Annotated in this window: 12 protein-coding genes; 3 read left to right on the top strand and 9 right to left on the bottom strand. The window is 68.6% G+C overall.

Going from position 1 to position 11,898, the window contains the following annotated elements; translation table 11 throughout:
• Positions 1 to 132 precede the first annotated feature (132 nt).
• The gene (locus tag EJ913_RS02050) at positions 133 to 936 is read left to right on the top strand and encodes a PAS domain-containing protein (protein WP_126994303.1); all 804 of its coding nucleotides are present in this window, start codon (positions 133 to 135) and stop codon (positions 934 to 936) included.
• A 14-nt stretch (positions 937 to 950) separates the two neighbouring features.
• Positions 951 to 1,328 (top strand): hypothetical protein, encoded by a 378-nt coding sequence (locus EJ913_RS02045; RefSeq protein ID WP_126994302.1) that lies wholly within the window; start codon positions 951 to 953, stop codon positions 1,326 to 1,328.
• A gap of 216 nt (positions 1,329 to 1,544) precedes the next feature.
• On the opposite strand, the gene EJ913_RS02040 is transcribed toward EJ913_RS02045, so the two are convergent.
• From EJ913_RS02040 to EJ913_RS32915, 5 genes are all read right to left on the bottom strand, one after another.
• Positions 1,545 to 2,165, bottom strand: a complete 621-nt coding sequence (locus tag EJ913_RS02040; protein WP_126994301.1) for a NapC/NirT family cytochrome c — start codon at positions 2,163 to 2,165, stop codon at positions 1,545 to 1,547.
• Between the two features lies 1 nt (position 2,166).
• Positions 2,167 to 2,676, bottom strand: coding sequence for a nitrate reductase cytochrome c-type subunit (locus EJ913_RS02035; protein WP_126994300.1), 510 nt, complete (start codon positions 2,674 to 2,676; stop codon positions 2,167 to 2,169).
• An 11-nt stretch (positions 2,677 to 2,687) separates the two neighbouring features.
• Complete coding sequence (gene napA, locus EJ913_RS02030; protein ID WP_126994299.1) at positions 2,688 to 5,189, bottom strand: nitrate reductase catalytic subunit NapA; 2,502 nt, start codon at positions 5,187 to 5,189, stop codon at positions 2,688 to 2,690.
• A gap of 79 nt (positions 5,190 to 5,268) precedes the next feature.
• Positions 5,269 to 5,541, bottom strand: a complete 273-nt coding sequence (locus EJ913_RS02025) for a chaperone NapD (protein WP_126994298.1) — start codon at positions 5,539 to 5,541, stop codon at positions 5,269 to 5,271.
• Positions 5,542 to 5,550: 9 nt separating this feature from the next.
• Positions 5,551 to 5,709, bottom strand: coding sequence for a periplasmic nitrate reductase, NapE protein (locus EJ913_RS32915; RefSeq protein ID WP_126994719.1), 159 nt, complete (start codon positions 5,707 to 5,709; stop codon positions 5,551 to 5,553).
• A gap of 354 nt (positions 5,710 to 6,063) precedes the next feature.
• Here EJ913_RS32915 and EJ913_RS02015 point away from each other — a divergent pair, with 354 nt between their 5' ends.
• Positions 6,064 to 8,079: a sensor histidine kinase gene (locus EJ913_RS02015; protein WP_126994297.1), complete on the top strand. Its 2,016-nt coding sequence runs from the start codon at positions 6,064 to 6,066 to the stop codon at positions 8,077 to 8,079.
• Between the two features lies 1 nt (position 8,080).
• On the opposite strand, the gene EJ913_RS02010 is transcribed toward EJ913_RS02015, so the two are convergent.
• From EJ913_RS02010 to EJ913_RS01995, 4 genes are all read right to left on the bottom strand, one after another.
• On the bottom strand, positions 8,081 to 8,695 hold the full coding sequence (locus EJ913_RS02010; protein ID WP_126994296.1) for a pyridoxamine 5'-phosphate oxidase family protein: 615 nt from the start codon (positions 8,693 to 8,695) through the stop codon (positions 8,081 to 8,083).
• 6 nt (positions 8,696 to 8,701) lie between these two features.
• Entirely contained in the window at positions 8,702 to 9,199 is a 498-nt protein-coding gene (locus EJ913_RS02005) for a DinB family protein (RefSeq protein ID WP_126994295.1), read from the bottom strand.
• 151 nt (positions 9,200 to 9,350) lie between these two features.
• Positions 9,351 to 11,339, bottom strand: coding sequence for a DNA translocase FtsK (locus EJ913_RS02000; protein ID WP_126994294.1), 1,989 nt, complete (start codon positions 11,337 to 11,339; stop codon positions 9,351 to 9,353).
• Complete coding sequence (locus EJ913_RS01995; protein ID WP_126994293.1) at positions 11,336 to 11,857, bottom strand: PAS domain-containing protein; 522 nt, start codon at positions 11,855 to 11,857, stop codon at positions 11,336 to 11,338. The genes EJ913_RS02000 and EJ913_RS01995 overlap by 4 nt, the downstream gene beginning before the upstream one ends.
• Between the last annotated feature and the right edge of the window lie 41 nt (positions 11,858 to 11,898).

Below are 11,898 nucleotides of genomic sequence, written 5' to 3'. Positions count from 1 at the left end.
GGGTCCGGGGGGGAAGGGGTGGCATGGATGCCACCATCGCATGACAGGATCTCAAGGACGCCCCGCCGCCCTTGAACCCTGCCCGAAAGGGGGGCATCAATTCAGGCTCGCCCTTTGGAGATACGACCCCCCATGAGCCACGCCTTCGCCAAGGACAGCCGCGCCTGCGCCGCCTGCGTCTCGTGGGGGGGGGAGCGTGTCCTGTCGGACGACAGCACGCTGGTCCGCGTCGCCCGCCACGGCGTGGAGGGGGAGTGCCGGACCGCCAGCAGCCAGGATTACCGGAAGGTCACCAAGGGCTATCACACCTGCGCCGCCTGGGCGCCGCTGCCGATGCTGAAGAAGCACGGCGGCCGGCTGGGCCACGCGCCCGTGACCGCCGCCGCCTCGGTCCCGCGCGCGGTGGTGACGCCGGTTGCCGCTGCCGTGAAAGCGTCGACGGCCGCCGCCGTGGCGGTTCTGGAGGCCGAGCCGCCGCCGCCCTGCCGGGCCGACCCGCTGGACGTGGACCAGACGCCGCAGGTCCGCGTGCTCTACACCCATTGGCTGCGGCTGCGGCGCAAGCGCGCCATCCCGCTGGCGACAGAGATCGACACCGCGCAGGTGCGCGAGACGGTGCCGCGCATCTGCCTGATGGAGCCGACCGCCGACGGATCGGATTTCGTCTACAAATCCTGCGGGCGGGCGTTGCAGCGCCGGCTCTCCATGCGGCCGACAACCCGGCGGGTGACGGAATGCCACCCGGAGCAGGCGGCGCAGCGCTGGCTGGGCGACCTGCGGGCCTGCCTGGACAGCGGCGAGCCGCGCTGCCTGATGGTGCGCGACGATCCGATGCTGCCGGGTATCCGCTTCGTGGAGTTGCTGCTGCCGCTGGCCGACGTCGAGGGTGGCCGGGCGACCCGCGTGCTGGCCTACCGCCACGTTCCCGGCGGCTGAGAGGGGCCGGGGCGATGACCGGGGATGGAGCGCGCGGGCCGGGACTGCCGGGGCCGGAGATCGGGCCCGAAATCGTCGGCGTCTGGCCGGCGGCGGTGTGGATCGCGGTCGGCACGCTGGTCTGGCTCGGCAATCCCGACCGCTTCGCCGGCTGGAAGGGCGGCGTCTACTACGTGCTGGGGACGGGGATCGTGGCGCTGGTCGGCGGGCTGGTCGGCCTGTCGGCGCGGCGCGCGGTTGGCGGCATCCAGGAACGCCTGCTGAAGGAGGTCCGCCATCGCGGGGATCTTGCGACCTGGGGCGTGGCGCTCGGGATGCGGCTGCTGGTCGGGCTGTTCGAGGCCGTCGCCGTGACCCTGTTGGCCCTGACGGCGGTGGACGTGCTGGGGTGATTTTCCCCTTCCCCACCTCGTTCCCCCTCTCCCACCCGGGGAGAGGGTTGGGGTGAGGGGGATGCACCGCAGAAACCTTCGGGATGTGCGAAGACCCTCACCCGGCTGCTGGCGCAGCCACCCTCTCCCGCAAGCGGGCGAGGGTTACCCCCTCACCCTGACCCTCTCCCCAGGGGGGAGAGGGAAAAGAAAGCGCCAGAGAGGGAGCAGGAACGCTCACTTCGCGCTGGTCTTCATGCTCCAGCCGGGATCGACGCCGTGCATGTCGGGCAGACGGTGGGCGATGCCCTTGTGGCAGTCGATGCAGGTGTTCTGCCCGGTGAACAGATAGGTCTGGTGCATGTTCGCCGCGCGCGGAGCCTGCCGGGTGATGTCCATCGATTCGGCGCTGTGGCAGTTGCGGCATTCCAGCGAGTTGTTCTCCTTCAACCGCTTCCACTCGTGCTCGGCCAGCTCGCGGCGCATCCCGACGAACTTCTCGCGGGTGTCGATGGTGCCGAAGATTTTGCCCCAGACTTCCTTGGACGCCTGCATCTTGCGGGCGATCTTGTCGGTCCAGTTGTGCGGGACGTGGCAGTCCGGGCAGGTCGCCCGCACGCCCGAGCGGTTGGTGAAGTGGATGGTCTGCTTCAACTCCTCATAGGGGTTGTCGCGCATCTCGTGGCAGCCGATGCAGAAGGCCTCCTTGTTGGTGGCCTCCAGGACGGTGTTGAAGCCGCCCCAGAACATCACACCGGCGACGAAGCCGCCCAGCGTCAGGAAGCCCAGGCTGAAATGCACGCTGGGCCGCGCGAAGACGCGCCAGCACAGCAGAAGGAAGTTCCGGAGCGCCGCCATGTCAGTGCCCGCCTTCCTTGCCCGCCGTCCCCAGCACCGCGTCGAAATCGCGGAAGCTGTTGCCGACGATGGGCTTGGCGTCGGTCTGCGGCACGTGGCACTGGGTGCAGAAATAGCGGCGCGCCGACACGGTGCCGAGCGTCTGCCCGTCGCGGTCCTGGAAATGCGTGACCGAGACCATCGGCGCCTGCGAGCCCTCGACGTTGCGGCGGTCGTGGCAGGTCAGGCACTTGTTGATGTTCAGGTCGATCTGGTAGTCGCGGATGGCGTGCGGGATCAGCGGCGGCTGGTCGGCGTAGTTCCGCACGCGCTTCACGTCGTCGACGATCTCGCGGGTCGTGCTCTCGGCCTGGACGTCGAGCGTGATGGGGTGCGGCCCGGAGGACACCTTGGGGCCTTGGTAAGCCGGGCCGGAGGCGGGGGGAGGACCGTCCGCCGCGATCACCCCGGTGACCAGGGCGGGGGCGGCGGCGAGGAACGCCAGGGCGGCGATCAGGAAGCGGGTCTTCATGACGGGTCTCCTCACGCGCTCAGGACGGGGGTGATCTTGACCGCGCATTTCTTGTAGTCGGTCTGCTTGCTGAGCGGGTCGGTGGCGTCCATCGTCACCTTGTTGATGAGCACGGTGTGGTCGAAGAAGGGCACGAAGATCAGGCCGCGCGGCGGCTTGTTGCGCCCGCGCGTCTCGACCCGGACCCGGACCTCGCCGCGCCGGGAGGTGACGCGCACCTCCTGCCCGCGCCGCACGTTCAACTGCTTGGCGTCGTCGGGGTGCATGTAGGCGACCGCGTTGGGGACGGCCTTGCGCAGTTCCGGCACGCGCAGGGTCATCGAACCGCTGTGCCAGTGCTCCAGCACCCGGCCGGTGCTGAGCCAGAACGGGTAGTCGGCGTCCGGCGCCTCGGCCGGCGGCTCGTAGGGCAGGGCGAAGACGTTGGCCTTGCCGTCCTTGTTGCCATAGAAGCGCATGCCCTCGCCGGCCTTCACGTAGGGGTCGGAGCCCTCGCGGTAGCGCCACTTGGTCTCCTTGCCGTCGACCACCGGCCAGCGCAGGCCGCGCTCCTGGTGATACTGGTCGAAGGACGCCAGATCATGGCCATGGCCGCGCCCGAAGGCGGCGTATTCCTCGAACAACCCCTTTTGGACGTAGAAGCCGGCCTGCTTGGCCTCGAAGTTCTCGTAGTTCGCGTCGAGGTCGGTCAGCGGGAAGCGGTCGACCTGCCCGTTGCGGAACAGCACGTCGTAGAGCGACTTGCCGCGCAGTTCCGGCTTCTTGTTCAGCAGCTCCTCGGGCCAGACCTCCTCGATCTGGAAGCGCTTGGAGAACTCCATCAACTGCCACAGGTCGGACCGCGCGCCGTCCGGCGCGTTGACCAACTGGTGCCACAGCTGCGTGCGGCGCTCGGCGTTGCCGTAGCCGCCCTCCTTCTCGACCCACATGGCGGTGGGCAGGATGAGGTCGGCGGCCAGCGCCGTCACGGTCGGGTAGGGATCGGAGACGACGACGAAGTTCTCCGGGTTGCGGTAGCCGGGGAAGGTCTCCTTCGCCGTGTTCGGCGCCGTCTGCATGTTGTTGGTGCACAGCACCCAATAGGCGTTGAGCTTACCGTCCTTCAGCATGCGGTCCTGCTGGACGGCGTGGTAGCCGACCTTGTCGGGGATCGTCCCCTCCGGCAGCTTCCAGATCTCCTCGGCGTGGTGGCGGTGTTCCGGGTTGGTCACCACCATGTCGGCGGGCAGCCGGTGCGAGAACACGCCGACCTCGCGCGCCGTGCCGCAGGCGGACGGCTGGCCGGTCAGCGAGAAGGGGCCGTTGCCGGGCTGCGAGATCTTACCCGTCAGCAGATGGATGTTGTAGACGAGGTTGTTGGCCCAGACCCCGCGCACATGCTGGTTGAAGCCCATGGTCCACAGCGACATGACCTTGGTCTTCGGGTCGGCGTACAGCTCGGCCAGCGCCTCCAGCCGGTTCTTCGGCACGCCCGACAGCTCGTGCGCCTTGTCCAGCGTGTAGGGTTCGACGAACTTCGCGAACTCCTCGAAGCTGATCGGGTCGGATTCGGTGGCTTTGGCGGCGTTCTTGGCCTTCTGCTCCAGCGCGTGCTCGGGGCGCAGGCCGTAGCCGATGTCGTCGCGGCCGCGCTTGAAGTTGCAGTGCTTGGCGATGAAGTCCTGGTTGACCCGGCCGGTCTTGATGATGTGGTTGGCGATGTAGTTCAGGATCGCCAGATCGGAGCCCGGCGTGAACACCATGCCGATGTCGGCGAGGTCGAAGCTGCGGTGCTCGAAGGTGGACAGCACCGCCACCTTGCAGCCGGGGTGGCTGAGGCGGCGGTCGGTGATGCGGGTCCACAGGATGGGGTGCATCTCCGCCATGTTGGAGCCCCACAGCACGAAGGCGTCGGCCTGCTCCATGTCGTCGTAGCAGCCCATCGGCTCGTCCATGCCGAAGGTCCGCATGAAGCCCACGACCGCCGACGCCATGCAGTGGCGCGCGTTGGGGTCGAGGTTGTTGGAGCGGAAGCCCGCCTTCATCAGCTTGGACGCCGCGTAACCCTCGTAGATGGTCCACTGGCCCGAGCCGAACATGCCGACGGCGGTCGGACCCTTCTTCTTCAGGGTCTCCTTCCACTTTTCGGCCATGATGTCGAAGGCGGCGTCCCAGGAGATCGGCTGGAACTCGCCGTCCTTGTCGAATTTGCCGTCCTTCATGCGCAGCAGCGGCTGGGTCAGCCGGTCCTCGCCGTACATGATCTTGGACAGGAAATAGCCCTTCACGCAGTTCAGACCCCGGTTGACCTCGGCCTTCACGTCGCCATGGGTGGCGACCACGCGCCCGTCCTTGACGCCGACCATCACGCCGCAGCCGGTGCCGCAGAAGCGGCAGGGAGCCTTGGACCAGTTCAGCTTGGCGCCTTCGCCGGTGAGCAGGGTGCCGGCCGAGGCCGGCAGGCTTATGCCGGCCGCCGCGGCGGCGGCAGCGGCGGCTTGCGCCTTCATGTAATCGCGGCGTGACAGCAGCATATGGGAAACTCCTGGGCCTTGAGGCTTTGCCTGGGCGTGGGTGGGGTTGGCCGGGGCGTGGACGGGGAGGCGCGCGGGCTTAACCCGCCGGCGCCTCGACCGCGTCCGCCGGCTCGTAATGGTGGAAGACCATGGTGGTGGTGTGGACGCCGGGAACGGCGTTCAGCGTCGCGATGTGGTCGAGGACCTCGTGCGCGCTGCCGGTGACCAGCGTCACCACGGCCTTGCCGTTCTCCGCCGCGCACCAGTCGAGCCCGGCGATGGCGGCGGCGGCCTCGCGGAGCGACTCGGTGCGGTCCGGGTTGTGCTGGATGACGAGGCTGGAGACGTGGATCTCTGGCGTGCGGGGCATGATCGGCACTCAGTGGGTCAGGATCTGGTACATCCAGATGGAAAAGCCGTAGGCGCCGACGCTGCCGATGGCGATGACCGGCCAGACGAGGACCGACAGCGCGAGGAACATCAGGGTTTCCGTGCGGCGCGTGGGACCGGAGGATGCGTTCGGTGTCGGGTTCGACATCATGGGCGTGCTCAATCCGTCAGGGTGGATCGGCCCCGAGGTATGAGGCCATATCGGTCCTTAGTATTGGTCCTTTGGCACCTTTTGAAATTGACCCAAGTCAAATGGGGGCATTCTCCGCCCATCGCGAAGGCGCGTCGTCCTGTCGCAGGATTTCGGTCAGGCCCTGTGGAATCGGCGGGCGTGGCTTGAAAAATCTGGTTTTTCCCATGCCCGTCATGGATTCTGAACGGGGCCTTGCCATCGTTCATCCGCTGGGCGAACGGATGGAGAAGAGTCCATTCCTCACGAGAGTTTAATAAAATCCTAGGGAACAGCGGCTATGTCAGCCCTGTAACAGCGACGGGAACGGGCATGGTCCGGACGGACGGACGACGGCGTGGATGGTGGAGGACGACGGCGGCAGCCGCGCTTCGTCTGGCCGCCGTTCTGCTGCTCGCCGTCCTGCTGCTGCCGGAATTCGGCACGGCCCGCGCCGATCCGGCCCCGCCGCTGCGTCTGACGCCCGAGACGCGGGGTCTCTCGCTGTCCGGGCATCTCAGCCGGCTGGTCGACCGTGACCGCGCCCTGTCCTTCGCCGACACGCTGGCGGCCGATGCCGAGGGACGATTCGTTCCGCGCCCCGACCTGCGGGGGGTCGGCCAGACCCGCGACATCCATTGGTACCGGCTGGATCTGCGCCGCGAACCGGGCGCGCCGGCCGACTGGATCCTGGAACTGGGCGAATCCTACATCGACCATCTCGATCTCCATGTGCCGCTCCAGGAGCGGGCGGTGGTCGAGTCGGACTTCCGCGTCATCCGCATGGGCGACTTCGTGCCCTACAGCCAGCGGCCGTTGCAGACCCGGCTGCACACGACGCCGCTGACCCTGCCGGAGGGGAGGACGGTCACCGTCTACCTGAAGGTCGATTCGGTCAGCGCGATGAACATGTCGGGGACGCTGTGGACGCCCGCCGCCTTCGTCGCGCGCCAGACCGAGGTGCTGCTGTTCCACGGCATGTTCTTCGGCGTGCTGGCGATCCTGGTGATCGCCTACACGGCGCTCGGCCTGATGCTTCAGGATTCGGGGCTGCTGGCCTACACCGGCTACGTCGCGACGGTCTTTTTCTACTATCTGTTCGCCAACGGCATCGCGGCGACGATCCTGCCCGACAGCCCCGGTTGGCTGATGAACCTGGAGGTCGGCGGCAGCGGCTTCCTCGGCGTGGCCGCCGCCATCGTCATGTGGGACCGGGTCCTCGACCTGAAGGCCAGCTTTCCCCGTCTGCACCGGGTCTTCCTGGCGGTGGCGGCGCTGGCGGTGGCGGCGATCCCGGCCACGGTGATGCCGTCGCTGTTCAGCACGGTCAACCCGCTGCTCAGCGTGGTCGGCAGCGTCCTGATGCTGATCAGCTTCGTGCTGATCGTCGTCCTGATCCGGCGCGACCGTCAGGACGTCATCCTGCGCTTCTACCTCGCCAGCACCCTCACCTCGGTGGTCGGTGTGTCGCTGGCGCAGTTGGCGATGCGCGGCGGCATCCCGGTGGACGCCCTGCCGATGGACCCCTACCAGCTCTCCTCGGTGGTGGCCGTGTCGATCCTCGGCGCCGGGATGACGCTGCGCCTGCGCCGCCTCCAGACCGAACGGCTGCGCGCCGAGCAGCAGACCGCCTTCGTCATCAAGCGCGCGGAGGAGCAGCGCAATTTCATCGCCATGCTGTCGCACGAGTTCCGCTCGCCGCTGGCCTCCATCGACAGCGCCGCGCAGATGATCGGGATGACCGGCGGCATCGCGGACCCGGCGACGCTCAAGCGGCTGGACCGGGTGCGCGCCACCACGCGGAAGCTGGTGGATCTGGTGGAGATGTTCCTGTCCTCCGACGCGCTCGACCAGGGCGCGCTGGCCTTGCGGCCGGAGCCGGTGCCGCTGGGGTCGGTGCTCGATTCGGCGCTCGACGGGCTGACGGCGGCGGAGGCCGAGACGCGGGTGACCCTGTCGGTCGAGGCGCCGGACCGTCCGGTGCGGGTCGACACGCAGTTCCTCGGCGTGGCCTTGAGCAACCTCGTGCAGAACGCGCTGCGCTACTCCGCGCCCGACACGCCGGTCGCGGTGACCGCGCGGGAGGAACCGGGCGGCGTCGCCATCAGCGTCACCGACCAGGGGCGCGGCATGACCCCGGAGGAGGTGGAGCGCATCGGCTCCATCTATTTCCGCGCCGCCTCGGCCAAGGGGACCAAGGGCTCGGGCGTCGGGCTCTACCTGACGCAGAAGATCGTCGCCGCCCATGGCGGGACGCTGGGGGTGGACAGCGTGATGGGGGCCGGCTCGGTCTTCACCATCCGCCTGCGCGACGACGGGCTGCCGCCGTCGCCGCAACTGGCCGAGTAGCTCAGTAGAGCGTCTTGGGAATGCGCTCGGCCAGGGAGCGCTCGTAGGCCTCGCCGCCCTCGCGCCCGGCGCTGGCCTCGGCCAGCAGCGCGCCGGTGGAGGGCAGGCTGGCGCGCGGCACCTGCACCGCCGGATCCCACAGGCGGGAGCGCAGCAGGGCGCGGGCGCATTGGAAGAACACCGACTCGACCGTGACCGCCAGCACCGACTTCGGCGGCTTGCCGTCGACGGCGAAGCTCTCGCACAGCGCCGGGTCCGCGTCGATGACGGCGCGGCCATTGACGCGCAGCGTCTCGTTCACCCCCGGCACCAGGAACAGCAGCCCGACGCGCGGGTCGGCCAGCACGTTGCGCAGGCTGTCGATGCGGTTGTTGCCGCGCCGATCCGGGATCAGCAGGGTCCGCTCATCCGCCACCCGGACGAAGCCCGGCCCGTCGCCGCGCGGCGAGGCGTCCAGTCCCCCCGGTCCGCTGGTGGCCAGAACGAAGAAGGGCGACGCCTCGATCAGCGCGCGGTAACCGGGGGTGAGCTGCGGCACCTCCTTGGCCAGCGAGGGAGCGCCGGGTTCGCCGTAGAGGGCCTCCAGCGTGGCGAGGTCGGTGATCGGTCGGGTCATGGCGCCTCAGCGGTCGAGCAGGAAATAGACGAAGTCGATGACCGGCGCCTTCAGCCCGAACTGGCTCAGCAGCGTGTGGGCCTGCCCCCGGTGATGGGTCTGATGATTGAAGACGTGGGTCAGCACCGGGGCGAAGGGCAGCTCGAACGGCGTGCCGGCGGTGTTGCGGTAGGCGAGAATCGTCTCGAACCGGTCGTCGGGCAGGGCCTGGACCATGCGGAGGATGCGCTCGTCCTCCGCCTCGCGCGCGGCGTGGAGGTCGTCGAGGCGGTCGTGCAGGATTTCGGCGAGCGAGGAGGGTTTCGGGCCGCTTCCCTCGATGCGTTCCAGCCAGATCCGGTCGGCGACCAGAATGTGGTTCAGCGTGCCGCACAGCGAGCCGAAGAAGGCGCCGCGATCCTCACGGAACTGCGCGTCGGTCAACGCCGAGGCGGTATCGTAGAGGCGCCGGTTGGCCCAGCGGTTGTAAAGGGCGAGGCGCTCGAAATGGGGTTTGGGGTGCATGGTGGGGTCCATCGGGTGCGGCCACGGTTGCCCCCACCCCATCCCTCCCCCGCTGGGCGGGGGAGGGGGCGGGAACTTTGCAAAAATCCGTCGGCAGTCACCTCCCCCTCCCAGCGGAGGAGGGTCAGGGTGGAGGCAGCCGCGGCTGGACTTAAACCCCCGCCCGCTTGGCTGACAGACCGGCCGACGACATGAGCACTTCGCGCTTGCCCTGGTGGTTGGCCGGGCCGACGACGCGCTCGGTCTCCATGCGCTCGACCAGCCGGGCGGCGCGGTTGTAGCCGATCTGTAGCTGGCGCTGGATGAAGCTGACCGACACCTTGCCCTCGCGCACCACGAGGTTGACCGCCTGCATGTAGAGATCGTCGCCCGACATCCCGCTGGAACCACCCTCGTCGTCTTCGACCGCCGAGGCTTCCTCCTCCTCCTCGGTGATGGCGGTGACGTAGTTCGGGGCGCCTTGCAGCTTGATGAAGTGGACGATCTCCTCGACCTCGGCGTCGGACACGAAGGGACCGTGGACGCGGGTGATGCGCCCGCCGCCCTGCATGTACAGCATGTCGCCCTGGCCCAGCAGTTGCTCCGCCCCAGCCTCGCCCAGGATGGTGCGGCTGTCGATCTTGCTGGTGACCTGGAAGCTGATGCGGGTCGGGAAGTTGGCTTTGATGGTGCCGGTGATGACGTCCACCGACGGGCGTTGCGTCGCCATGATCAGATGGATGCCGGCGGCGCGCGCCATCTGGGCCAGACGCTGGATCGCCGCCTCGATCTCCTTGCCGGCGACCAGCATCAGGTCGGCCATCTCGTCGACGATGACCACGATGTAGGGCAGCGGCGTCGGGTCCTGCGGCGTCATGTCGAAGACGTTTTCCGGCTCGCCGGGCGGGGTGGCGCGGCGCGGCATCTTCTCGCCGGCTGCGATCATCTCCGTCATGCGGGCGTTGTAGCCCTCGATGTTGCGCACGCCGAGCTTGGACATCGCCTCGTAGCGGCTTTCCATCTCGCGCACGGCCCATCGCAGGGCCACCACCGCCTTCTTGGGGTCGGTGACGACGGGGGTCAGCAGATGCGGGATGCCGTCGTAGACCGACAGCTCCAGCATCTTGGGATCGACCATGATGAAGCGGCAGCGCTCCGGCGGCAGCCGGTAGAGCAGCGACAGGATCATCGTGTTGATCGCCACCGACTTGCCCGACCCGGTCGTGCCGGCCACCAGCAGATGGGGCATGCGGGCGAGGTCGGCGACGATCGGCTCGCCGCTGATGTCCTTGCCGAGCCCGATGGCGAGCTGGGCCGTGGTGTTGCGGAAGGCGTCGTGGTCGAAGCTCTCGCGCAGGTACACCATTTCGCGCACCGGGTTCGGCAGCTCGACGCCGATGACGCTGCGGCCGGGCACGATGGCGATGCGGGCGGTGACCACGCTCATCGACCGCGCGATGTCGTCGGTCAGGTTGATGACGGTGGCCGATTTGGTGCCGGGCGCCGGCTCGAACTCGTAGAGCGTCACCACCGGGCCGGGGCGCACGTCCATGATTTCGCCGCGCACGCGGAAGTTCTTGAGGACGGTCTCCAGCATCCGCGCGTTGCGGGCCAGCAGGGCCTCGTCGTGCTGCTGCGGCGGTCGCGGCGGCGGATTCTGCAACAGCGTCACCGCCGGCAGCGAATAGACGGTCGGGTAATCCTCGTCGGACTCGTCCGCAACGCTGGGTGCGGCCTCCTCCTCGCCCTCCGCTTCGGGAACGGTGTCCTGTGCGCTTTCCGGCTCCGATTCCGCCTCGGCGGTCGGCGCCTCGACCGGAATCTCGACAGCAACCTCGGCCGGGGCGCAGGGCGCGGTCTCCTCGGCCTCGGCCTCGGCCGGTTGTTCGCGCGCCTCGTAGGCCCATTCGACCCCCGACAGGAAGGCGAAGCCGGCGACCACCGCAAGCGCCTCGTCGGCGAGGTTGGTCGAATAGACGGTGCCGGCGCGCGGCGTGCCCGGCAGAACCTCGACGTCCCACATCAGGCGGCCGTCGCCGCGCGCGTTGGGGATGAGGTTGAAGGGGCGCCCGTTTAGCGCGCACCACAGGTTGAACTCGTCGGCGGTGACCACGCCGGCCTGGGTCGGGGGGGCGGCGAGGTGCGGCATAGGCGGCGTCATGCCGAGGCTCCCGGCTTTTGAACGGTGATGGGCGACAGGGCGGGGGCGTAGCCGCCGCTGGGCTTGACGGTCAGCTCGTAGGTGGCGACCAGCAGCTTGTCGATGGTGACGCCGTCGCTCGACATCGGCAGGACCAGCCGCTCCCAGCTGCGCCGCCGCCCGTCGAAATCGGCGGTGTGGACGCGGGCGACGGGCAGCCGTTCCCGGCGCACCGATTCGTATTCGGGCTGGAGGATCGCGCGCTGGTCCGGCGGCAGCTCGTCCAGCGTGGCGCCCAACCGCGAATGGCCGAAAGCCGCCGCCAGCGCCTTGCCGTAATAGGAGTAGACGAAGGCGCCGGGCTCGTCGCCGTCGCTGTCGAACACCTCGAAGACGACGATGTTATCCTTCCACGGCCGCAGATCGGCCGGAGCGATGCTGCTGGGAGCCGGCGGGCGGCCGGAGGCGCATTTGGTGAGCCAGAAATCGAGCAGACCGCTGAGGTACGGCGTTGCCAGCTCGGTTCTTTTCTGTGTCATCGACAATCGCAGCAGGACGGGCGGCGCCCCGGGTGCGTGAC

Source organism: Azospirillum doebereinerae (assembly GCF_003989665.1).
Taxonomy (GTDB): Bacteria; Pseudomonadota; Alphaproteobacteria; order Azospirillales; family Azospirillaceae; genus Azospirillum; species Azospirillum doebereinerae.
The sequence above is the reverse complement of the archived record's forward strand: the minus strand, read 5'-3'. Positions and strand labels throughout refer to the sequence as shown.

Coding starts and splice junctions, on each gene's coding strand:
- EJ913_RS02050 (WP_126994303.1), top strand. CDS start 133: ATGAGCCACGCCTTCGCCAAGGACAGCCGCGCCTGCGCCGCCTGCGTC.
- EJ913_RS02045 (WP_126994302.1), top strand. CDS start 951: ATGACCGGGGATGGAGCGCGCGGGCCGGGACTGCCGGGGCCGGAGATC.
- EJ913_RS02040 (WP_126994301.1), bottom strand. CDS start 2,165: ATGGCGGCGCTCCGGAACTTCCTTCTGCTGTGCTGGCGCGTCTTCGCG.
- EJ913_RS02035 (WP_126994300.1), bottom strand. CDS start 2,676: ATGAAGACCCGCTTCCTGATCGCCGCCCTGGCGTTCCTCGCCGCCGCC.
- napA (WP_126994299.1), bottom strand. CDS start 5,189: ATGCTGCTGTCACGCCGCGATTACATGAAGGCGCAAGCCGCCGCTGCC.
- EJ913_RS02025 (WP_126994298.1), bottom strand. CDS start 5,541: ATGCCCCGCACGCCAGAGATCCACGTCTCCAGCCTCGTCATCCAGCAC.
- EJ913_RS32915 (WP_126994719.1), bottom strand. CDS start 5,709: ATGTCGAACCCGACACCGAACGCATCCTCCGGTCCCACGCGCCGCACG.
- EJ913_RS02015 (WP_126994297.1), top strand. CDS start 6,064: ATGGTCCGGACGGACGGACGACGGCGTGGATGGTGGAGGACGACGGCG.
- EJ913_RS02010 (WP_126994296.1), bottom strand. CDS start 8,695: ATGACCCGACCGATCACCGACCTCGCCACGCTGGAGGCCCTCTACGGC.
- EJ913_RS02005 (WP_126994295.1), bottom strand. CDS start 9,199: ATGCACCCCAAACCCCATTTCGAGCGCCTCGCCCTTTACAACCGCTGG.
- EJ913_RS02000 (WP_126994294.1), bottom strand. CDS start 11,339: ATGACGCCGCCTATGCCGCACCTCGCCGCCCCCCCGACCCAGGCCGGC.
- EJ913_RS01995 (WP_126994293.1), bottom strand. CDS start 11,857: ATGACACAGAAAAGAACCGAGCTGGCAACGCCGTACCTCAGCGGTCTG.